Consider the following 21057-nt stretch of genomic DNA (forward strand, 5'->3'; position numbering starts at 1 on the left):
GGCGTTCGAGTCTGCTTAGATCAATACTCGTAAGGGCTGCCATCCATGTTTTCCATCAGGACTTCACGCTTGCCGACATGGTTGGCGGCCGAAACGACGCCATTTTCTTCCATCTGTTCGATGATGCGTGCTGCACGGTTGTAACCGATTGAAAGTTTGCGCTGGATGAAACTGGTTGAAGCCTTCTTCTCGCGCAGCACAATCCCGACCGCCTGATTATAAAGGTCATCATCCGATCCAGCGCCACCAGATGCGCCGGCATTGCCACCGGCCATATAGGCCGCGACCGGGTCTTCTTCGGGTTCTTCGGTGACGGTTTCAAGATAGGCCGGGTCGCCCTGATCGCGCAGATGCTTAACGATGCTTTCGACTTCTTCGTCAGATACAAACGGGCCGTGGACACGTTGCAAACGGCCACCCTGACCCATGTAAAGCATATCCCCCTGACCCAGAAGCTGTTCGGCGCCCATTTCACCAAGAATGGTGCGCGAATCGATTTTCGAGGTCACCGAATAGGAAATACGCGTCGGGAAGTTGGCCTTGATCGTACCGGTAATGACGTCGACCGATGGGCGCTGGGTCGCCATGATCAGATGCAGGCCGGCCGCACGCGCCATTTGTGCCAGACGCTGGATGGATGCTTCCACATCCTTGCCAGCGACCAGCATCAGGTCGGCCATCTCGTCAACGATGATGACAATGAATGGCAGCGGCTCCATCGGCAGTTCCTGATCTTCAAAGATCGGTTTGCCTGTTTCGGGGTCAAAGCCGGTCTGAACGCGCCGGGTCAGCTGTTCGCCCTTGGCCGCGGCTTCCTTGATGCGTTTGTTATAGCCCGCAATGTTACGCACGCCGACCTGACTCATGGCACGATAACGATCTTCCATCTCGCGTACGGCCCATTTAAGGGCAACAACCGCCTTGTGCGGGTCGGTCACAACCGGGGTCAGAAGGTGCGGAATACCATCATAGATCGAAAGTTCGAGCATCTTGGGGTCGATCATGATGAAGCGACATTCTTCCGGCTTCATCCGATAGAGAAGCGACAGGATCATCGCGTTCACGCCAACCGACTTACCGGAACCCGTGGTACCTGCAATCAGCAAGTGCGGCATTTTCGCAAGGTCGGCGATGACCGGTGTACCACCGATATCCTTGCCCAGGCTCATGTTAAGCTTGCCGCTGTTCTTTTCGAAATCGCTCGATGCCAGAATTTCATGCAGATGCACGGTTTCACGGCGGACATTCGGCAATTCGATGCCGATGACGTTACGGCCCGGTACAACGGCAACACGTGCGGCAATTGCACTCATGGAGCGCGCAATATCATCAGCAAGGCCGATCACGCGTGATGATTTGACACCGGCGGCGGGCTCCAGCTCATAAAGGGTAACAACCGGGCCCGGGCGAACCTGAACGATCTCACCCTTGACGCCAAAGTCCTGAAGAACGGTTTCCAGCAGGCGTGCATTCTGTGCCAGTGCTTCCTGATCAATCGGGTTGGCATCGGCCGGATCGGGTTCACCAAGCAGATCAAGCGGCGGGAAGCGGTATTCTTCGGTCCCCAGATCAAGGGATGCCTGACGTTGGGCAGCGGCTTTCTGGCTTGGTTGCAGTTTGGCCGCTGGCGCTGCGACGATATGGACCGGCGGTTCATGATCTCCGTCATCATCGTCAAACCCGTCATCCTCATCCGGGGTGACTGACGGTTCTGATTTACGGGTCGAGATGGCCGTACCAAGCTTGGACTTGCCTTTTTCCATGGATGGTTCCTGACGCGATCCCGGTGCCCGCTTGGATTGCGGCTCATCATTGCTGCCGGTCGGGATGATGGCGCGAATACCTGATATCACTTTGCCACCCGCAAAGGACAGGGCGGTGCCCAGTCGTTCCCATTCCGACAGGGAATAGGCCATGCAAAAGATCGTCAACGCCAGACCAAGCACCATCGAGGCCAGCGCAATCAATGCGCGCGCACCGGGTACACCGATCATCGCAAACCCGGCTTGAAGCTTGCCAAGCAGCAAATCACCTGCAAAGCCGCCAAGACCAACCGTCAGCGGCCAGTGCATGCCCGGTTGTATGGCTGCCGCCGAGGTTGCGACCAGAAGCAAAGCCAGTGGCAGGACAAGGAAGCGGACCCACATCCAGCGAAATGGTTTCACGGCAATCAGGCGCAAACCCCAACCAACCAGCAAAACGGCAATCAGGGCAGAGGCCAGACCAAGTGTGCGCAACATCAAATCCGCACCATAGGCGCCCACAATGCCCAGCGGATTAAATACCGATGTGCGGTCGGTTGCGTGGTTGAAGGACGGATCACCTGGGTGAAAACCAATCAGCATGATGAACAGGGCCATGGCCAGTAACACCAGCCCAAGGCCACAAAACCGTAAACCGCTGCGCTTTAGCAGTGTCACGAGACTGCCGGGCATGAAGGCGGTTCCAAGAGTGTTTGACTGGCTGCTCATTTGGGTATCCGTTCTGGTTGGGTCCTGTTTCTCTGCCGGGTGCGAAGCACTGAAGTCTAATTGTCCAATGCCTGCGCGATGCGGGTCAGTCCATCCCGCGTGGTTTCAAGATCGTGCACAAGGGCGATGCGGATGAACTGCTTGCCCGGATTGTGGCCCTTGGCGTCGGTCATCGACAAATAGCTTCCCGGAATGACCTTGACCCCGGTTTCCTTCCAGATTTTCCGGGTGGCGGCCTCATCATCGCCAACATCAAGCCACAGGAAAAATCCGCCAGGCGGGCGATAAAAACCAAACCGGTTGCCAAAGACTTCCTCGGCAATGTCGATTTTCGCCCGATAGAGATCGCGATTTTCTTCGGCATGCGCATCATCGTTCCAAAGCACGGTGGATGCGGCCATTACCGGCATCGGAATGGTCGCCGAGCAATAGCTGCGCAGTGCTGTAAAGCGTTTGATGATTTTTTCATCACCGGCAACAAAGCCTGACCTTAACCCCGGTGCGCTCGATCGTTTCGACAGGCTGTGGAAGACAAGAATATTGTCCATGTTCCCACCTTGCGCAGAACAGATTTCCAATGCCCCGGTCGGTGCAGCGGTGTCATAGATATCGGCGTAGCATTCATCCATGGCCAGCACGAAGTCATGCTTGCGCGCCAGGGAAATGATCTGTTCCAGGTAGGCGCGCGACGCAATGGCACCCTGCGGGTTGGCCGGCGAACACAGGAAAAATAGAGCGCAGGCATCAAGGTCCTTAGGGTCAATCTGGTCAAGGTCGGGCAGAAAACCATTTTCCGGACCCGCTGCAAGCGGCACCATTTCGGCATCATTCAAAACCGCCGCTCCGCAATAGACCTGATAGAACGGGTTGGGCAGCAACACCTTGGGTTTGGGACCTGGCTGGTCCTGCGGAATGACTGTGGTGGCAATCAGATAAAGGGCCTCGCGCGTGCCAGCGACCGGCAGGACGTGATCATCACGATCAATCATGTCTTTGGGCAGGTCATAGCGCCGATCCAGCCAGTTCTTGATGGCTTCACGGAGTTCGGGTGTGCCGGCACCGGGCGGATATTTGTGCCAAAGGCTGGCATGTTTGACCATGGCTTCGGTGATCATCGCGGGCGGTTCGTGCTGCGGTTCGCCGATCGACATCACAAGTGGCGGCTGACCGGGTTCAATACCGTCAAGCAGGGTTGCCAATCGCGGAAACGGATAGGCAGGCAATTGATCCAGGCGCGCGTTAAACATGTTCGTCGTCATTCCAGCATGATCTGTGGCCCGCCATGTGCGGTGCCCTTGTTCAGAAGATGGGTAAAATCCCCTGACTTTACCCCTATGCCAAAAGTGCAAAGAAACATTTAAGAGCGCCGTGAAATCGGCGTTAAACCGCCAGTGCGCTGACTTTGCGCGAAACCGTAGCAAGCTGCCTTTTGCATACGAAAAAAGCCCGCCCGGATATCCCGGACGGGCTTTTGATCTGATGGATCGGGTACCGTGCGAACACGGTACCCGTCAGAATGTCTCGCTTAGAAGCGCTGGGAACCCTTACCGAATTCCGGATAAGCTTCCATGCCTAGCTCGGTTGCGTCTGCACCGTTGGCTTCTTCTTCCTCGGAGAGGCGAATACCAACAGTGAATTTCAGAGCCAACCATACGATCGACGAAGCAACGATGGTGAATGCACCCATTGCAACGATACCGGTGATCTGCGTGCCGAAGGAAGCACCGTCATTGGTGAACGGAACAGCAAGCGTGCCCCAGATACCGCAGACAAGGTGAACCGATACAGCGCCGACAACGTCGTCGATTTTCAGTTTGTCGAGCAGCGGAACTGCAACAACAACCAGAATACCACCGATTGCACCGATGATGATCGCCGAACCAATGGTCGGGGTGTCCGGAGCTGCAGTGATCGAGACCAGACCAGCCAGTGCACCGTTAAGTGCCATGGTGAGGTCGACCTTTTTGTAAAGGATCTGGGTCAGGATCATTGCTGCAACCACACCGCCAGCAGCAGCCATCGTGGTGTTGCCATAGATGTTGGCAATTGCGATGACATCAGCGCCGGTACCCATAGCAAGCTGGGAACCACCGTTGAAGCCGAACCAGCCGAGCCACAGAACGAAAGTACCAAGCGTTGCAAGCGGAAGGTTCGAACCCGGCATCGGGTGAACAGAACCGTCTTCGCCGTATTTGCCTTTACGTGCACCAAGGATGATCGCACCGGTCAGAGCAGCCCAGCCGCCGACGGAGTGAACAATGGTGGAACCAGCAAAGTCAGAGAAGCCCATCTCTGCGAGCCAGCCGCCGCCCCAGGTCCATGCACCGGTAATCGGATACAGAACGCCAGTCAGAACAACGACGAAGATCAGGAACGGCCACAGTTTGATACGTTCGGCAACAGTACCCGAAACGATCGAGGCTGCGGTTGCAACGAACACCATCTGGAAGAACCAGTCAGACGTTGCGGAATAACCGCCAGAGAAGTCGCCACCAAGAGCGGCTGCATCATCAGCACTCCAAAGGCTCAGCGAACCGATCCAGCCCGATACATCCATGTACATCAGGTTGTAACCGATGAGGTAGTACATGATGCCTGCGATCGCGAAGAGCGAAATGTTCTTGAGCAGAATGGTGGTAACGTTTTTGGTCCGAACAAGACCGCTTTCCAGCATCGCAAAGCCAGCAGCCATGAACATGACGATTGCGCCACTGAACAGGAAGCTAAAGCTGTTGAGAATGAACTGGGTTTCAGCCGGAACGCCTGCATCCTGAGCAAAAGCCGGAGAAGCGATTGCCAGAAGGGCGGTAGCTGCAGCTGCAGCAAGGCCGGTTTTCTTCATGGAAATAGTCATAATGTCTCCCCTTGTCTCTGGACTTACAGGGCGTCGTCGCCGGTTTCACCAGTACGGATACGGACCGCCTGGCTTACATCAAGAACGAAAATCTTACCGTCCCCGATTTTCCCGGTTTGAGCAGTTTTGGTGATGGCTTCGACAACCTGATCAACCAGATTATCCGTGATGGCGACTTCCAGCTTCACCTTCGGCAAGAAGCTGACCATGTATTCAGCACCACGATAAATTTCGGTCTGACCTTTCTGACGGCCAAAACCTTTAACTTCAGTGACCGTCAAACCCTGAACGCCCAAAGCGCTAAGCGCTTCGCGGACTTCGTCCAGTTTGAACGGCTTAATGACAGCAGTAACAAGTTTCATAATATTGCGACCTCCCGGCATATCCGTTGAGTACCAACGTGGTAATCACGATTTCGCAGTCCCACGTTCCAAACCAAGAATCGTGCCAGACTCAAAATAAAACTGTTAAATACTTGATTTTAAAATGAAAAATAGGAAGTTACGCCCCAAGGTTTGTGACTCTGCGCGGTCATACAGGGCTTAAAATCTGCACAAAATCTGTTGTTGTTCAAAAAATGTGCATATTTTTTAATCAACCAGCCGGGGAAATGAAAAGCGCTTACAGCTCAATGCTCTGTAGCGCGTCATTTCCTTACCCGAAGTGTTTGGCCTGCAACCGCTGCGTATGTGTCACAACATGACGTCTGAGATTGTATGGCTGTGTGCAGAACGCTTTTTGTCGCGGTGTCTGTGCTCAAGGTCTCGATAACAGCTTCGGGATGATCGGTGCGGGTTGTGGCGACGTATCTGGCAGGGTAAAGATGTGCAAACAATGCTTTCACGACGCTCTATTGCGTCAGGTCAACGCGGGCGTCCGGTCCTCAAGGTAAACCGGCATTCAGGGCATTGGCCAAAAGACACAGGAAATTGCGACATGCATGATCAGCAGGCACTTCAAACCGATGTCATCATTCTTGGGGGCGGATTGAATGGCGCGTCCATGGCCTTGGCGCTGGCGCATGGTGGTATCAAGTCGGTGGTGGTTGATTATGCAGATCCCAAAACCATCCTGACGGCCAATTATGATGGACGTACCTGTGCAATTGCGGCGGCATCCAAATCGGTACTTGAAGTGATCGGTGCCTGGGAAAACATGGCCGACGGTGCAGAACCGATCCTTGATATCCGCATTGCCGATGGCCAAAGCCCGCTCTTCCTGCACTATGATCATCACGATGTCGGTGACGAGCCGCTTGGCTATATTGTTGAAAACCTTGTCACGCGCAGTGCGCTTTATCGTGCCATCGAAAAAAACGATCTGGTCAAAATGATTGCACCTGCACGGGTCGATACGATTACGCGCGATCAGGGCGGAATGACGATTACACTGGCGGATGGTCAGTCTGTGCGCGCGCCGCTTGCAATCGGTGCAGAGGGACGCAAGTCGATGCTGCGCGAGTGGGCCGGGATCAAGACTTATAACTGGAGCTACAAGCAAAGTGCGGTCGTCTGCACGGTCAAGCACAAGCAGCCCCATAATGGCCTGGCGGTTGAACACTTCCTGCCGGCGGGGCCATTTGCCATCCTGCCGATGACCGACAACCGCTGTTCAATCGTCTGGACTGAGGGTACCGAGCAGGCCAATTATCTGGTCAATCTTGATGAACAGACCTTTGTCGATGAACTTCATCGCCGGTTTGATGGCTATCTTGGTGATCTCGAAGTGATTGGTCCGCGCTTCTGCTATCCGCTTGGGTTGCAGCATGCCTATCACTATACCCAGGATCGCCTGGCGCTGATTGGGGATGCGGCTCATGGTATGCATCCCATTGCCGGTCAGGGGCTTAACATGGGGATCCGTGATGTTGCCGTTCTCGCAGAAATTCTGGTCAATGCCCGTCGTCTTGGCCGTGATCTTGGCAGTGCGGATGTGCTGGCAGAATATGAACAGTGGCGCCGTTTCGACAACACGGTGATGCTGGCCGTGACTGACCTCACGACCCGATTGTTCTCCAATGACATTGCACCAATTCGTTGGGCACGTGATATCGGACTGGCTGTTGTTGAGAAAATCCCGCCACTGAAAAAGACCTTCATGTCGCATGCCATGGGCTATGCCGGGACACTTCCCAAACTGATGCAGGGCAAGTCTTTGTAACCGCTGGAATTTCTTCGGTGAAAATTGCTGGTTGTCGCTCCACAAGAAAATGCAATTTTCAAGATAAATGGCACAAGGTCATTTAAAATCGTTCAAAACTGTGTCGTTTTTTCTGACCGGTTGTTGATTTGTGTCAACAAGTCAGCAAACAGAAAAGCGCAATGTCCCCCCGAGTTGATCAAATTAACAGGGGACAGATAATGTCATTCAAATCCAAACTCCTTGGCACCGCGTTGTTGGGTGGCATGATGGCCGCTTCGCTTGTTGCTGCCAATCCGGCTTCCGCACAGACCGCCGAATTCAAAACCAAACAGGCCGGTGACATTGTTATCCGTGCACGTGGTATTGCGATGGTTCCGGACGAAGACACCTATGACGATACGATCGGATCTGGTGAAGGCCAGCTGAACAATGATTTTGTGCCCGAAGTCGATTTTTCCTACTTCGTGACCGACAACATCGCACTTGAGCTGATCGCCGCAACAACCCAGCATGATCTGGATTGGGTGAACCCGAACCTAGATGCCGGTTCTGTGCGTTTGCTGCCGCCGACCTTGACCCTGCAGTACCACTTCATGCCGGAAAGCCGCTGGAGCCCTTATGTTGGTGCCGGTATCAACTACACCTTCTTCTATGACTCCAAGCCGGGCCAGTTCAACTCCGTCAAATATGATGATGGCTTTGGCTATGCCTTCCAGGCCGGTTTTGACTATGCGATTTCGGGACCGTGGTCGCTTAACCTTGATGTCAAAAAAGTATTTCTTGATACTGACATCAGCATCAATAATGGCGCCAACACCTCCAAAGCCCATCTTGATCCGTGGGTCTTCGGTCTTGGCGTTGGATACCGCTTCTAAGGGCGACTGTTCGGGAAGTTTTCCCATACCGCCAAAATACGAAAACGGTCCTGTCTATGGCAGGGCCGTTTTTTGTGCCAATTGGCATTCAGTACGGGTGAGTCGGCATGCGCGCCAGTATGTCGCGAGTTTTACGGCTCGCGCGATAGCCCGCGGGCCTCAAGTGCAGCCAGATAGTCCGACCAGAGCTTGTCCTGTTTGTCGTGCATCTCGCGGAGATATTGCCAACTGAACAGGCCGCTATCGTGCAAATCATCAAAACTGATGCGCACGGCATAGTTCCCGACCGGCGTGATATCGATAATGCCGACATGGCGGCGTCCGGCAATGATCTTCTTTTCTGATGGATGATGCCCCTGAACCTCGGCCGATGGGCTTTCCACCCGAAGTAATTCAGCACTCAGGCGCGTTTGAGTACCGTCATCCCAGATGATTTCCAGAATACGGTCGTCACGCAGGTAATTGATTTCAACCGGGGTGAAAGCCGGGGTAAAGCCGTCATTGGACATGATAACAGACAGCCTTTGCCTTAATCTTCAATGGCGCGGGCTTCGTCGGGCAGCATGATCGGAATACCGTCACGGATCGGGTAGGCAAGGCCGGCCTTCGGGCTGATCAGCTCGTTATTCTCACGGTCATATTCCAACGCCTGCTTGGTTACCGGACAGACAAGGATTTCAAGAAGTTTCGGGTCTACCGGGCTCGGGGTTGCGGTCATGAATTCAGCCTTCGGGTTGGGTCTGCCGCTTGAAACGGCATGAATGTTCAGTTGGTGTTGCTGTGTGTCTGCTTGGGGTCGGCATGGACAGCCATTTCAAGCAACGTTGTCAACATATCGCCGCGATCATACAGGGTTGTGCATTCGAGCAAAGCCTGTTTTTCAAGCGGACTCAGGCGACAGCCCATCGAAATCGTGGTGATCAGCATTTCATCATCACTGTCAGAAAGCGTATCCCAGCAGGACCTTAGCGAATGCTGGGCAAAATAGGCCTCAAGTGCCATACGCAGCCGGTCACGATTGATGGGCATGTCATCATCGCCCGGAAGGGTCAGGTCATCCTTCCACGGGGCAAAGTCGCCGCGCACCCGCCGATACCCGCCAGAATTTTCCGGCAGTTCCTCGGTCACGTTAAAGCGGCATACCCCGGTCAGGGTGATCAGAAAACGTCCATCGTCGGTCTCGCTAAAGGCGGTAATGCGGCCCGCACATCCTGTGGAAAAGATCTCCGGGTGATCCGGATCCATGAAATAGGCATTGCGCTGGTCCGGACGCGGCTGGATCATGCCGATCATACGGTCCTGACCAAGTGCATCACTCACCATATTCATGTATCGCGGCTCAAAGATATTGAGCGGCAGATGCCCGCGCGGTAGCAAAAGTGCACCGCTCAGCGGGAATACCGGCATGGTTTCCGGAAGATCCGAAAGTTCAGGATCAAAGTGGCCGCATATGCTCATGAAAATAATACCGTCGATAAGGCACGGCGTCCGGCGACGCTGGCAGGGTCCATCGGACCCCAGGCTTCAAAAAACTTCAGGAGCTGCGTGCGTCCTGCATCTTCGTTCCAGTCGCGATTATTGCGAATGATGGTAATCATGGCATTGACTGCTTCATCGCGTTTGTTCGCGGCAAAGCACGCCATGCCATAATCAAACTGCGCCTGCGGGTCATTCGGGTTGGCCTCTGCGGCGGCACGGGCAGCATCAAGGTCTTCGCTTGATGCACCGGACTCGGCCAGTTCAAGTGCGCTGATCGCTTCGCTGACGGCCGGCTTCAGGCGCAGGGTTTCTGGCATGTCTTCAATATACTGGCGCGCGGCCTCAAGTTCTTCCATGGCGACAAGGCAGCGGATCACGCCACCTGTGGCCTGTTCGTTTTCACCTTCGCCGTCGCGTTCCAGCACCGCACCATAAAGTCCGTAGGCAGTCTGTATGTCATCATTGCCAAGAGCTTCAGCGGCCTGGTCCAAAAGCGCTTCAACCGGACTTTCAATCGGGCCACCAGCAAGCTTCTCATAGAAGGCGCGCACTTCGCTTTCGGGCTGTCCACCCTGGAAACCATCGACCGGACGCCCGCCCTTGAAGGCATAAACCGTCGGAACCGACTGGATGCGCAGCTGCATCGCCAGTTCCTGGTTCTCATCGATATTGACCTTGACCAGTTTGACGCGTCCGCCAGCCTCCCGCGTGACCTTTTCGATCACCGGGGTCAGGTTTTTGCATGGTCCGCACCACGGCGCCCAGAAGTCGACAACCACCGGAACTTCCATCGATGGTTCGATGACGTCCTGGACGAAGGTTTCAACAGAACTGTCCTTGATCAGGTCTGAATCCTGATTTTGGCTGGTGGCGCCATCCGGCGCATTCGCGTCAAGAATGATCGACATTATTGTGTACTCGCTAATTCTGAATTCTAGATGATACCGCCCTGCCCGGACGACAAGAGGTGCTCATGTGATATTGCGTGCTACCTATACTTAAATATAAGCAAATTTAAGGCGTTACCTCAGATGTCCGTAGTTCATTTATCTTCTGTTGCCGCGTCTTCGCCATCGAAATCAATGATCATTGCCTCATAGCCAAGAGAGTCTACAAACGTTAACAGATCCTTCGAGGAAATTGTCGTGGTTCGATCGTTTCGCAAGGGGTGAAAGTTCAACACGTCCCCGTTGGCAAGTTTGGCATCAAGTGCAAGTTTCACCTTGCGTTCCTGATCATTGAGAAGCGCAAAGGGCGTTACCGATCCCGGCTTGATGCCCAGCGTTTCGATCAGAAGTTCCGGTTTGCCAAATGACAGGCGTGCACATCCCAGCCGCTTGTGCAGATGGTTCATGCGGATTTCGGTCTCTTCTTCGGCAACGACGAGCCACAATTCACCTTTCTTGTCTTTGACAAACAGGTTCTTGGAATGAAGACCCGGCAGGTCGCCGCGCAATTTTTGCGAATCCTCGACCGTAAACAGTGGTTCGTGTTCATGTGTGGTCGTTTCGATGCCCAATTTGGCGAGGTGATCGAAAAGCTGGGTTGATGGATCGCTCATGCTCTTTCCCTTGCGGCTGTGCGCCAAAAGATAACCAAGTTCAAAACCGGACGCAAATTTGCGTAAACCGGGTCGGATTTCGACAATTGAAACGCTTAAAGTCAAGGAAAACCGCCAAAATTCCCGTTGTCGCGATTTCATGGAAAAAAGGGTTGCAATCGCTCTTTGTTGGGCTATTATCCGCGCCGCTCCACAGGGGCAGAAACAATCTGATGAACGCGGGCGTAGCTCAGGGGTAGAGCATAACCTTGCCAAGGTTAGGGTCGAGAGTTCGAATCTCTTCGCCCGCTCCATCAGACCGGTTTCAGAAGTCATCGCTTTCATGATGATGCGGGCGTAGCTCAGGGGTAGAGCATAACCTTGCCAAGGTTAGGGTCGAGAGTTCGAATCTCTTCGCCCGCTCCATGATGAAAGTTTTAAAAAGGCCGTCCTTCGGGGCGGTCTTTTTGCTTGTGGACCCAAGGCCGGGGATCTTTTTCTGGCTTGCAAGCAAACGCGAATTATCGTGTGTTTGCGTGATGACTCGATCAATCTCTCCCTCGCCCGCGTCTTCAGAGCGGATCATCTACACCGTTGGCTATGCCGGTCATGATCGGCATAGCTTGCTGAACCTGTTCAAGGAGCACGGTATTACGGCGGTGGCTGATATCCGGACCTTCAAGCGATCAAGTTATTGGACAGCCTTTGATTCTGAGAGCTTCGGGCCATACTTGCGTGAAAACGGCATTGCCTATGTCTTCTTGGGCGATGTGATGGGTGGCAAGCCGCAAATCCCAGATCTTTATCCCGACGGGCAGCTTGACTACGGCCTGATGGCTGAGCGAGATGACTTCAAATCCGGCATCGAACGGCTGGTTTCGGGGGCAGAGAAATACCGCATCTGTCTGATGTGTGCCGAGAAGGACCCGCTGGATTGCCATCGCACGTTGCTGATTGCCCCGGCGCTGAAAGAAGCCGGTTTTGATCTTTGCCATCTTTTTGACGGTCGGGTTGAATGCCAGTCGGAAACCGATGCCCGGATGATCGCGATCAATGGCGGGGATGCGCCCGATCTGTTTGCGGCGGCTGCACCTGATCCGGATGCAGAGTGCAAACTGGCAATGGCGCGTCAGATCAAGCGCGTCGCGCCCAGGGCAGAGGATGCCATTAAACGCCGATAGCGGGCGGGCTGACTTCACCTTAGCCCATGATGTTGTAGCCACCGTCAATATGCACCACATCACCGGTCAATGACTTCGCCCGGTCACTGGCCAGAAACGCCGCCAGTTCACCAATTTCATCAATCGTTACCAGACGATGTGACGGCGCGCGTTGGGTGGCTTCATCCATCAGATGTTGAAATTCTGCAATCCCGGATGCCGCGCGGGTCAGAAGTGGTCCCGGCGAAATCGCATGACAGCGAATGCCCTTGGGGCCCAATTCGGCTGCCATATAGCGAGTCGTACTTTCAAGTGCTGCCTTCACCGGGCCCATGACGCCGTAATGATCAATGACCTTTTCTGATCCCATATAGGTCACGGTCAAAAGGGTACCGCCATCACGCATCAGCGGCTCAGCCCGTTTGGCCAGACGGGCAAAGGAATGGCAGGAAATATCCATCGCCGCCATAAACCCGTCGCGGGAGCAATCAACCACCCGCCCATGAAGGTCATCTGCCGGCGCAAAGGCGATGGAGTGCAAAACAAAATCAAGCTTTCCCCATTTCTGTTCGATTTCGGCAAAAAGCGCATCTTCCTGTGCTTTGTCGCGCACATCAAATGGGGTGAAGATCGGGGCACCGATTTCTTGGGCGAGCGGTTCTACAAACCGTTTGGCCTTATCGTTCAGATAGGTGACCGCTATGTCTGCCCCTTCACGTTTGCAAACGCGCGCGCAGCCCCAGGCGATGGACATTTCATTGGCAATCCCGACAATCAGCCCTTTTTTGCCTTCAAGCATGCTTTTGTTCCTTTTCGGATCATGTGCGTGTGCGAAGTAGTCGGTAAAACGGGGCGCATTTCAAAGTGTACCGGGTTTTGCGCTGCAAAAAAGTGCAAAATTCTATGACAATCGGTCCCTGCCGATGATTTTGCGGCGTCTGCTAGTTTATTGCTTTGATGATTTTTTTTTGTGCAGAAGCATAGTTTTTAAGCAGATGATCCGTTATGTGTAGGCGTGAAGGAACGCACAGGCTTTCCACACAGGTTTATGGTGGAAAACTCCGCTTTCCTTCCCAAATAAAGCAAAATCAGTGGTGTGTTGCACCGGTCGCAAAGATCGGTGTTTCGGTTCTGGCAAACAGAACCGGGAAAAAGGGAAATTGGTCATGAAAGCCCGAAACGGCGACCCAAAACGGGAAGTCATCGACAAGGTTGTCGAGAAAATCCATCAACGAATGTCTGGTGAAATGGCGAAGGATGCAGAAGCATTCGTTCGCCTTTTTTATAAGGACGTTCCGCCTGACGACATGGCGGGTCGATCTGTCGACTCGCTTTATGGCGCGGCATTGACACTATACAAATTCGCGCAAAAGCGCCCCGCGGCCGATACCGCCAAAATCCGGGTTTATAACCCCGATCTCGAAGAGCATGGCTGGACATCCGATCACACGGTGATCGAAATCAACAATACCGATATGCCGTTCCTCGTAGACTCGGTAACAGCAGCTCTGCACGAACTTGATCTGACGGTTCATCTTGTCATTCACCCGATCATGCGCATTGCGCGTGATGACAAGGGCAACCTAAAAGGGGTCGCCGGTGTCGAAGAAACCGATGATCCGCGTGAATCGGTCATGCATGTCGAAATCGACGAGCAAACCGATCAGGACGTGCTTGCCAAGGTTCATGATCGTCTTGAAAACTGTCTGACCGACGTTGCACTGGCCGTACGTGACTGGCAACCGATGCTCAAAAAGGTCTCAGAAGTCCTTGATGAAATCGGCGAGGTCAAGGCGGGTGCCAGCGACGAAGATCGCCGCGAAGTGCAGGACTTCCTTGGCTGGCTTCACAACGATCACTTCACCTTCCTGGGCTATCGCGAATACAGCTTTAAAAGCGGTGGCAAAAAGTCCCAGGTGGATGTCGAAGTCAAAAATCAGCTTGGCATTCTGTCACGCGAAGGCACTCATGTTTTTGATGAACTGCGCCAGATCGGCAACTTGTCGGCAGAGGTACAGGACTTCGTGACCAAGCCGAACCTGCTGATGGTGACCAAGGCCAACAAGCAATCCACCGTGCACCGGTCCGTGCATCTTGATACGATTGTCGTCAAACAGTTCGACGCCAAGGGCAAGGTCGTCGGTCAGCATCTGTTTGTCGGCCTGTTTACCTCGGTTGCCTATAACCTCAGCCCGCGCCTGATCCCGCTTTTGCGCATGAAGTTGGCCGAAACGGTCAAGCGTGCCGGTTTCCCGCCCGCCAGCCACGATGGCAAGGCGCTGGTCAATATCCTTGAAACCTATCCGCGTGATGAACTGTTCCAGGTCGATCTCGACGATCTGTATCACACCTGCATGGGCATTCTGCATTTGCAGGAACGTCAACGTATCGCGCTGTTCGTGCGTCGCGATGCCTTTGAACGGTTTGTTTCCTGCCAGCTGTTCTGCCCGCGTGACCGCTTCACGACCAAGCTGCGCCTCAAATTCCAGACGGTGATTGAAAATGCCTTTGATGGCAAAGTCACCGCCCATTACACCCTTATCGGTGACAGCCCGCTTGCGCGTTTGCACCTGTTGGTCAAAACCAATCCTGGTGAATTGCCGGAATACAGTGTCACCGATATCGAACGCCAACTGGTCGAAGCCGCCCGTGACTGGTCCGATACCCTCCGTCAGGTTCTTGTCCGCGAACTGGGCGAGGAACGCGGTCTGGCGCTGCATCGCCGCTATGGGGAAAGCTTCTCAAGCGATTATCGCGAACGGTTCACGGTCGAAAGTGCGGAACTCGATATTGAACGCGTCGAGGAGGTCATCAATGCCAATGACCTGCGGGTGAACCTCTATCGCCCGATCGAGGCCGCCGAGAACGAGCTGCGCTTCAAGATCTATAATCCCGGCGCACCGGTGCCGCTGTCTGATGTTCTTCCCATGCTGGAAAACATGGGGCTTAAGGTCATCACCGAAAACCCGTTCACGGTCAGTCCGCGTGATGTCGACAGTGATGTCCGCATTCATGATTTCGGTGTTGAGGTCGATGGCGAGTTCAGCCTGCATGATGTACGCAGCAAGTTCCAGGAACTGTTCGTACGCATGTGGCATGGCGAGGTTGAAAACGACGCGTTCAACCGGCTTGTCCTTCTGGGCAATTTGCATTGGCGCGAAGTCGTTATTTTGCGCGCCTATGCCCGTTACACCCGACAGACCGGCTCGGCCTTCTCGCAGGCTTATATGGCCAAGACCCTTGCCAATAATCCGGCATTGGCGTCCGCCCTTGTTTCACTGTTTGTCGCGCGCTTTGATCCGGATCGTGATCCGGGCTTGGCGAACGAGGTTGAGGCAATTGAAGCTGACATCATCACCCGTCTTGAAGATGTGATGAACCCTGATGAAGACCGTATATTGCGCGCCTTCCTCAATCTGGTGCAAGCGACCCTTCGGACCAACTTCTTCCAGGTGGATGCGGATGGAAACCCGAAATCCTACCTGTCGGTCAAATTCAATTCCGGCATGATCGAAGACTTGCCGCTGCCCCGTCCGTGGCGCGAAATCTTTGTCTATTCCCCGCGGGTCGAGGCCGTCCACCTGCGCGGTGGTCCGGTTGCGCGTGGTGGCATTCGCTGGTCGGATCGGCAGGAAGATTTCCGTACTGAGATCCTCGGTCTGGTCAAAGCCCAGATGGTCAAGAACGCCGTGATCGTGCCGGTTGGTTCCAAGGGTGGCTTTGTCGTTAAACGTCCGCCGGTCGATGGCACCCGCGAAGCATTCCTTGAAGAAGGCATTGCCTGCTACAAAACGCTCATGAGCGGGATGCTCGACATCACCGACAACATCGTTGCTGGTGAAATCGTTGCCCCCGAACGTGTTCGCCGTCTTGATGACGATGATCCCTATCTGGTTGTGGCCGCTGATAAGGGAACGGCCACCTTCTCGGATATCGCCAATGGCGTCGCACGTGATTATGGCTTCTGGCTTGACGATGCCTTTGCATCTGGCGGGTCACAGGGCTATGACCACAAGAAAATGGGCATTACCGCCCGTGGCGCGTGGGAGTCGGTCAAACGTCACTTCCGCGAAATGGGCAAGAACATCCAGACCACGCCGTTCACCGTGGCCGGTGTTGGCGATATGTCGGGCGATGTGTTTGGCAATGGCATGCTGCTGTCTGAACAGATCAAGCTGGTCGCGGCCTTTAACCACATGCATATCTTTGTCGATCCGGACCCGGACCCGGCCAAAAGCTTTGCCGAACGCAAACGTCTGTTTGAGATGCCGCGTTCAAGCTGGACCGATTATGACAAGAAAACCCTGTCCAAGGGCGGGGATATCTTTGATCGCAAGGCCAAAACTCTTGATCCGTCACCCGAGGTCCGCAAGGTGCTGGGGCTTGGCAGTGGCAAGGTCACCCCGGCTGAAATGATGCAGGCTATCCTGAAATCCGAAGTCGAGCTTCTGTGGTTCGGCGGGATCGGGACCTATATCAAATCCAGTCTCGAAACTAACGCTGATGCCGGCGACCGTGCCAATGATTCCATCCGCATCAATGGCCGTGAAGTTCGCGCAAAGGTCGTTGGCGAAGGCGCAAACCTTGGTGCGACCCAGCGGGGCCGTATTGAATACGCCCATGCCGGTGGCCGTCTGAATACCGATGCAATTGATAACGCCGCAGGCGTGAATTGCTCGGATCACGAGGTCAACATCAAGATCCTTGTCGGCGAAGTGGTTGCGGCCGGTGATATGACCGAAAAGCAGCGTAACAAGCTGCTGGTCGATATGACCGACGAGGTCGGTGATCTCGTGCTGCGCGACAACTATCTGCAAAGTCAGGCGATTTCAAATTCGGATGCCGTAAGTGCCGATTTGCTGGATGCGCAGGTCCGTCTGATCCGCATGCTTGAACGCGAAGGGCGGTTGAACCGTGAAATTGAATATCTTCCCGATGACGAGGAACTCACCCGTCGTGCCAACGCGCATGAAGGCCTGACCCGTCCGGAAGTCTCGGTTCTGATGCCTTATGCGAAACTGTGGCTCTATGACGAAATTCTTGAATCCGATCTGCCCGATGATCCGGTTCTCGTCGAAGAACTGGTGCGCTACTTCCCGACAGCCTTGCGTAAGAAATACGCCGATGCGATTTCAAACCACCGTCTGAAGCGTGAAATCATCGCGACTGTTGCGACCAACAGTCTGGTCAACCGCGTTGGCGGCACCTTCGTCCATGACATGATGGAAGCCACCGGTATGTCGGCGGTTGATGTGTCGCGTGGCTATCTGATCACGCGGTCCGTCTTTGGCCTGCGGGACTTGTGGGACGGGATCGAGGCGCTTGATAACGTGGTGCTGGCCAAACTCCAGACCAGCATGTTCCGCGAAATCAACCGCATGGTAAACGACGTGACCCAGTGGTTCCTGCGCAATTGCGAGGATCTGAATGTCGGTGACAAGATCGAGATGTTCCGTCCTGCGGTTTCCAAGGTGATCGAAAGCTTTGAAGAAATCGTGCCCGAAGATGCCGCTGCACGCACGGCACTGTCGCAAAAGGCCGAGTCTCTGGTGGCACAAGGTGTGCCTGAAGATGTTGCCTGGCGGGTGGCATCCGCTGCGCAAATGGTGGCCATTTGTGATGTGGTCCGCATCGCAGAGGCGACCGGACGCGACGTCATCGAAGTGTCTGCCACCTATTTTGCGGTGGGGGCCCGCTTCCAGTTGGGCCTGATGCGCTCAGCCGCCGAGTCTATCGAAGCCGACACGTACTGGCAGAAGCTTGCCCGTGCAGCCGTGATCGACGATCTGTTCGGTCATCAGCGCGAACTGACCCGCTCGGTTCTGGCTGCCGGCAAGAAGGGCACATCGGGATCGGACTTGCTCGATATCTGGGTGCAGGATCGCCAGCGCGGATGTGCACGTTGCGATGAATTGATCAACGAGCTGCGCTCGGCTGGTCAGATCGATCTCGCCATGATCACGGTCGCCAACCGGCAGATCAGGGCGTTGATCGGTGCCTAATCGCTGATACATCGCAAGACCCTGTCGTGAAGCATAGGAAGGGCGCCTGTAACGGGCGCCCTTCTTTGATTTTACCGGCGTTAAATTACTGCTGCGTCTTGTGACAGCGCCGGTCACATTGAACATACCGGTCCATTGGCAGATATGACGATTTTGCAGAGCTTGCGCTAGATCTCGGAAATGAATAGGAATTCCTGTCATCCTGCTGCCATTATTATATGATGTGATCAAAATATTACCGGCGTGTTTCTTGAAAAATACCAACCGGTATGTATATCTGCACTACATAAACAGAACAGGTTAAGGTTATGAGGAACGCCGCGGAAACCCGGATCAAGCTGCTGGAAACGGCGATGGAGCTATTGGCAACGCGCAGTTATCACGATGTTGGTGTCAGTGATGTTTGCAAGCATGCCGGGGTCACAAAGGGTGCGTTCTATCATCACTTTGACAGCAAGGCAGAACTGTTTGCCGCAGCTGCGCGCCATCACTGGGAAAAGGGCAAGGACGAGCTCCGCGCCATATTTTCCCCCGATGTTCCACCGCTTGACCAGCTTAACGGCTATATCGAACTCATTTGTAACAAGCAGGAACGCTATACCGTTCCGGGTGAAAACGAAGTCTGTGTTTGCCCGATTTTTACTGCCGGTGGTCAGGTCGGGCCGGAAGACGAACCGATTCAGGCCTGTTCACGCGAACTTGCCGAAGAACAAATCAAATATCTGTCGTCCATGGTGCGCGGCCTGAAAGGCGAGGGCATGCTGGACCAGGATGGTGATGTGACAACCCTGGCGCGAATGATCTTCCAGTATGTTCACGGTTTGCTCACCTATGGCCAGGTTTTCAATGACCTTGATACCGTGCGGTCTGATATTCGCAACGGCATTTGCCGAATCCTGAATTTACAGTGTAAATTCAGAGATTTAGAGAAAAATTAACACACATTTACATGTGAATTACGCGAAAAAAATCTGAAAAAATTTCTGCTTTTTTGCGTTTTTACACTTGCGATCAAACCGATCGGTATGCATTTAACCATTCAAACGGACCGCCAACGTGCGGTGCAACCTATTTGGAAGATGGTAAGATGCAGTCTCGATCAAAACGCAAAATTTTGCTGCCAGTCGCTGCCTTGGCGCTGGTTGCTGCTGCCGGTGGATATGGTCTGCATATCACCGGTTCCGCTGCTGATGAGGTCGCGGTTCAAACCGAACAAGCAGCCCCCCCGGCAACCCCGGTCACCGTATCGGGTGTCAAAACGCAATCCGTCCGCCTCTGGAGCAACTTTTCCGGCCGTCTGAGTGCTGTGGAAGAGGTCCAGCTGCGCCCGCAGGTCAGCGGTGCGATTGTCGAAATCCGCTTTGAAGACGGTCAGTTGGTCAAGCAGGGCGATATTCTTGCCGTCATTGACCCCCGCAGTTATCAGGCCGCGGTCGATGAAGCGCGCGCCGAACTGGCTGCCGCCCGGCAAAACCTGTCGCTTGCGAAAAAGGAAAAGGAACGGGCCGAGAAACTTGTTTCCAACGGCACGGTTTCCAAGCGCGTTTATGACGAACGCCTCAGCACCCATCAGGTTGCCCAAAGTGATGTCAGTCGCGCAAAGGCCAAACTTGAACTGGCCGAAATTCAGCTTGATCACGCCTATGTCAAAGCGCCGATCAATGGTCGCGTCAGCCGGGTTGAACTGACAGAGGGCAATCAGGTCAATGCCGGTGCCAATGCCCCGGTCCTGACCACGATTGTTTCAACCGGTGAAATCTATGCCGACTTTGACCTTGATGAGCAGACCTTCTTTGCAAGCCTTGGTGACAGCGGCAAGATCGACGAAGCAGCCCAAACCATTCCGGTCAATATGACGCTGTCGAATGGTCGCCATGTTTCCGGTCACGTGCACAGTTTTGACAACCGCATTGATCCGCGCACCGGCACCATCCGGACCCGCGCGCTGTTTGACAACCTTGATGGCAGCCTGCTGCCTGGCACGTTTGCAAGTCTTCAGCTCGGAACACTGGCCAAAAGCGACGTCATCATGGTCTCGCCAGAAGCCATCAGCACCGATCAGGATCGCAAGTTTGTCTATGTCGTCGACCCCGACAATACGGTTGCCTATCGCGAGGTAACGCTGGGGTCGGAAATCAATGGCATGCGCATTGTGACGTCCGGTCTGAACGAGGGTGATCTTGTGATCGTCAACGGCATCATGAAGGTCCGTCCGGGTATGCCTGTTGCACCTGAAATTCTGCAGGCCTCCGCATCGTAATCGATGTGTGACTGCGCTTTAAAGCAAGGCTGAAAAACATGCAGAATCTTTCGCGCTTTTTTGTCGATCGCCCGATCTTTGCTGGCGTCCTGTCCGTCCTGATACTTTTGGCGGGCCTGATTGCCATGTGGCGTTTGCCGATTTCGGAGTACCCGGAAGTCGTGCCGCCAACCGTCGTGGTCGAAGCCAAATTCCCCGGTGCAAACCCCGCCGAGATTTCCGAAACAGTTGCATCCCCGCTTGAAGAGCAGATCAACGGGGTTGAGGGGATGCT

The 21057-nt window shown here is 54.3% G+C and carries 17 protein-coding genes and 2 tRNA genes; 9 read left to right on the forward strand and 10 right to left on the reverse strand.

Translation table 11 applies throughout. The features are described 5' to 3' along the window. Nucleotides 1–20: 20 nt before the first annotated feature. From HED22_RS06520 to HED22_RS06535, 4 genes are all read right to left on the reverse strand, one after another. Entirely contained in the window at nt 21–2471 is a 2451-nt protein-coding gene (locus tag HED22_RS06520; RefSeq protein ID WP_167720308.1) for a DNA translocase FtsK, read from the reverse strand. 56 nt (nt 2472–2527) lie between these two features. Beyond that, the gene (locus HED22_RS06525; RefSeq protein WP_167720310.1) at nt 2528–3718 is read right to left on the reverse strand and encodes an aminotransferase class I/II-fold pyridoxal phosphate-dependent enzyme; all 1191 of its coding nucleotides are present in this window, start codon (nt 3716–3718) and stop codon (nt 2528–2530) included. Nucleotides 3719–3996: 278 nt separating this feature from the next. Further along, complete coding sequence (gene amt, locus HED22_RS06530) at nt 3997–5325, reverse strand: ammonium transporter (protein WP_167720312.1); 1329 nt, start codon at nt 5323–5325, stop codon at nt 3997–3999. A 23-nt stretch (nt 5326–5348) separates the two neighbouring features. Next, nucleotides 5349–5687: a P-II family nitrogen regulator gene (locus HED22_RS06535; protein ID WP_007088725.1), complete on the reverse strand. Its 339-nt coding sequence runs from the start codon at nt 5685–5687 to the stop codon at nt 5349–5351. Nucleotides 5688–6261: 574 nt separating this feature from the next. On the opposite strand from HED22_RS06535, the gene ubiH reads away from it, so the two are divergent. Both ubiH and HED22_RS06545 read left to right on the forward strand, forming a co-directional pair. Continuing rightward, nucleotides 6262–7485 carry a 2-octaprenyl-6-methoxyphenyl hydroxylase gene (ubiH, locus tag HED22_RS06540; protein ID WP_167720315.1) on the forward strand — a complete coding sequence of 408 codons (1224 nt, stop codon included), beginning with the start codon at nt 6262–6264 and terminating at the stop codon, nt 7483–7485. A gap of 200 nt (nt 7486–7685) precedes the next feature. Further along, complete coding sequence (locus HED22_RS06545; RefSeq protein WP_167720317.1) at nt 7686–8342, forward strand: OmpW family protein; 657 nt, start codon at nt 7686–7688, stop codon at nt 8340–8342. A gap of 131 nt (nt 8343–8473) precedes the next feature. Here the strand turns inward: HED22_RS06545 and HED22_RS06550 are convergent, their stop codons facing one another. The 5 genes from HED22_RS06550 to HED22_RS06570 all read right to left on the reverse strand — a co-directional run bounded on the left by HED22_RS06550 (nt 8474) and on the right by HED22_RS06570 (nt 11382). Beyond that, on the reverse strand, nt 8474–8851 hold the full coding sequence (locus tag HED22_RS06550; protein ID WP_167720319.1) for a gamma-butyrobetaine hydroxylase-like domain-containing protein: 378 nt from the start codon (nt 8849–8851) through the stop codon (nt 8474–8476). A gap of 20 nt (nt 8852–8871) precedes the next feature. Further along, nucleotides 8872–9060 (reverse strand): Trm112 family protein, encoded by a 189-nt coding sequence (locus HED22_RS06555; protein ID WP_167720321.1) that lies wholly within the window; start codon nt 9058–9060, stop codon nt 8872–8874. A gap of 47 nt (nt 9061–9107) precedes the next feature. Then, the gene (locus HED22_RS06560; protein ID WP_167720323.1) at nt 9108–9800 is read right to left on the reverse strand and encodes an LON peptidase substrate-binding domain-containing protein; all 693 of its coding nucleotides are present in this window, start codon (nt 9798–9800) and stop codon (nt 9108–9110) included. Next, the gene (gene trxA, locus HED22_RS06565) at nt 9797–10729 is read right to left on the reverse strand and encodes a thioredoxin (RefSeq protein ID WP_167720325.1); all 933 of its coding nucleotides are present in this window, start codon (nt 10727–10729) and stop codon (nt 9797–9799) included. The genes HED22_RS06560 and trxA overlap by 4 nt, the downstream gene beginning before the upstream one ends. A 134-nt stretch (nt 10730–10863) precedes the next feature. After that, a complete protein-coding gene (locus HED22_RS06570) occupies nt 10864–11382 on the reverse strand; it encodes a prolyl-tRNA synthetase associated domain-containing protein (protein WP_167720327.1) in 519 nt (172 codons plus the stop codon). 218 nt (nt 11383–11600) lie between these two features. On the opposite strand from HED22_RS06570, the gene HED22_RS06575 reads away from it, so the two are divergent. The 3 genes from HED22_RS06575 to HED22_RS06585 all read left to right on the forward strand — a co-directional run bounded on the left by HED22_RS06575 (nt 11601) and on the right by HED22_RS06585 (nt 12542). Then, nucleotides 11601–11675 (forward strand) — tRNA-Gly (locus HED22_RS06575). Nucleotides 11676–11712: 37 nt separating this feature from the next. After that, nucleotides 11713–11787: transfer RNA gene (locus tag HED22_RS06580), tRNA-Gly, on the forward strand. 113 nt (nt 11788–11900) lie between these two features. Beyond that, on the forward strand, nt 11901–12542 hold the full coding sequence (locus tag HED22_RS06585) for a DUF488 family protein (RefSeq protein WP_167720329.1): 642 nt from the start codon (nt 11901–11903) through the stop codon (nt 12540–12542). A gap of 19 nt (nt 12543–12561) precedes the next feature. Here the strand turns inward: HED22_RS06585 and fabI are convergent, their stop codons facing one another. After that, nucleotides 12562–13320 (reverse strand): enoyl-ACP reductase FabI, encoded by a 759-nt coding sequence (fabI, locus tag HED22_RS06590; protein ID WP_167720331.1) that lies wholly within the window; start codon nt 13318–13320, stop codon nt 12562–12564. 367 nt (nt 13321–13687) lie between these two features. On the opposite strand from fabI, the gene HED22_RS06595 reads away from it, so the two are divergent. The 4 genes from HED22_RS06595 to HED22_RS06610 all read left to right on the forward strand — a co-directional run. Further along, complete coding sequence (locus tag HED22_RS06595) at nt 13688–18523, forward strand: NAD-glutamate dehydrogenase (protein WP_167720333.1); 4836 nt, start codon at nt 13688–13690, stop codon at nt 18521–18523. Between the two features lie 308 nt (nt 18524–18831). Beyond that, entirely contained in the window at nt 18832–19461 is a 630-nt protein-coding gene (locus HED22_RS06600; protein WP_167720336.1) for a TetR/AcrR family transcriptional regulator, read from the forward strand. Nucleotides 19462–19610: 149 nt separating this feature from the next. After that, on the forward strand, nt 19611–20783 hold the full coding sequence (locus HED22_RS06605) for an efflux RND transporter periplasmic adaptor subunit (protein WP_167720338.1): 1173 nt from the start codon (nt 19611–19613) through the stop codon (nt 20781–20783). 38 nt (nt 20784–20821) lie between these two features. Continuing rightward, nucleotides 20822–21057, forward strand: a 236-nt coding sequence (locus HED22_RS06610) for an efflux RND transporter permease subunit (protein ID WP_167720340.1), incomplete at its 3' end; no start/stop codon positions are given.

Source organism: Thalassospira sp. HF15 (genome assembly GCF_011806525.1).
Classification (GTDB): domain Bacteria; phylum Pseudomonadota; class Alphaproteobacteria; order Rhodospirillales; family Thalassospiraceae; genus Thalassospira.

Coding starts and splice junctions, on each gene's coding strand:
- HED22_RS06555 (WP_167720321.1), bottom strand. CDS start 9,060: ATGACCGCAACCCCGAGCCCGGTAGACCCGAAACTTCTTGAAATCCTT.
- HED22_RS06535 (WP_007088725.1), bottom strand. CDS start 5,687: ATGAAACTTGTTACTGCTGTCATTAAGCCGTTCAAACTGGACGAAGTC.
- HED22_RS06595 (WP_167720333.1), top strand. CDS start 13,688: ATGAAAGCCCGAAACGGCGACCCAAAACGGGAAGTCATCGACAAGGTT.
- HED22_RS06550 (WP_167720319.1), bottom strand. CDS start 8,851: ATGTCCAATGACGGCTTTACCCCGGCTTTCACCCCGGTTGAAATCAAT.
- amt (WP_167720312.1), bottom strand. CDS start 5,325: ATGACTATTTCCATGAAGAAAACCGGCCTTGCTGCAGCTGCAGCTACC.
- trxA (WP_167720325.1), bottom strand. CDS start 10,729: ATGTCGATCATTCTTGACGCGAATGCGCCGGATGGCGCCACCAGCCAA.
- HED22_RS06605 (WP_167720338.1), top strand. CDS start 19,611: ATGCAGTCTCGATCAAAACGCAAAATTTTGCTGCCAGTCGCTGCCTTG.
- HED22_RS06570 (WP_167720327.1), bottom strand. CDS start 11,382: ATGAGCGATCCATCAACCCAGCTTTTCGATCACCTCGCCAAATTGGGC.
- HED22_RS06585 (WP_167720329.1), top strand. CDS start 11,901: ATGACTCGATCAATCTCTCCCTCGCCCGCGTCTTCAGAGCGGATCATC.
- ubiH (WP_167720315.1), top strand. CDS start 6,262: ATGCATGATCAGCAGGCACTTCAAACCGATGTCATCATTCTTGGGGGC.
- HED22_RS06600 (WP_167720336.1), top strand. CDS start 18,832: ATGAGGAACGCCGCGGAAACCCGGATCAAGCTGCTGGAAACGGCGATG.
- fabI (WP_167720331.1), bottom strand. CDS start 13,320: ATGCTTGAAGGCAAAAAAGGGCTGATTGTCGGGATTGCCAATGAAATG.
- HED22_RS06560 (WP_167720323.1), bottom strand. CDS start 9,800: ATGAGCATATGCGGCCACTTTGATCCTGAACTTTCGGATCTTCCGGAA.
- HED22_RS06525 (WP_167720310.1), bottom strand. CDS start 3,718: ATGTTTAACGCGCGCCTGGATCAATTGCCTGCCTATCCGTTTCCGCGA.
- HED22_RS06520 (WP_167720308.1), bottom strand. CDS start 2,471: ATGAGCAGCCAGTCAAACACTCTTGGAACCGCCTTCATGCCCGGCAGT.
- HED22_RS06545 (WP_167720317.1), top strand. CDS start 7,686: ATGTCATTCAAATCCAAACTCCTTGGCACCGCGTTGTTGGGTGGCATG.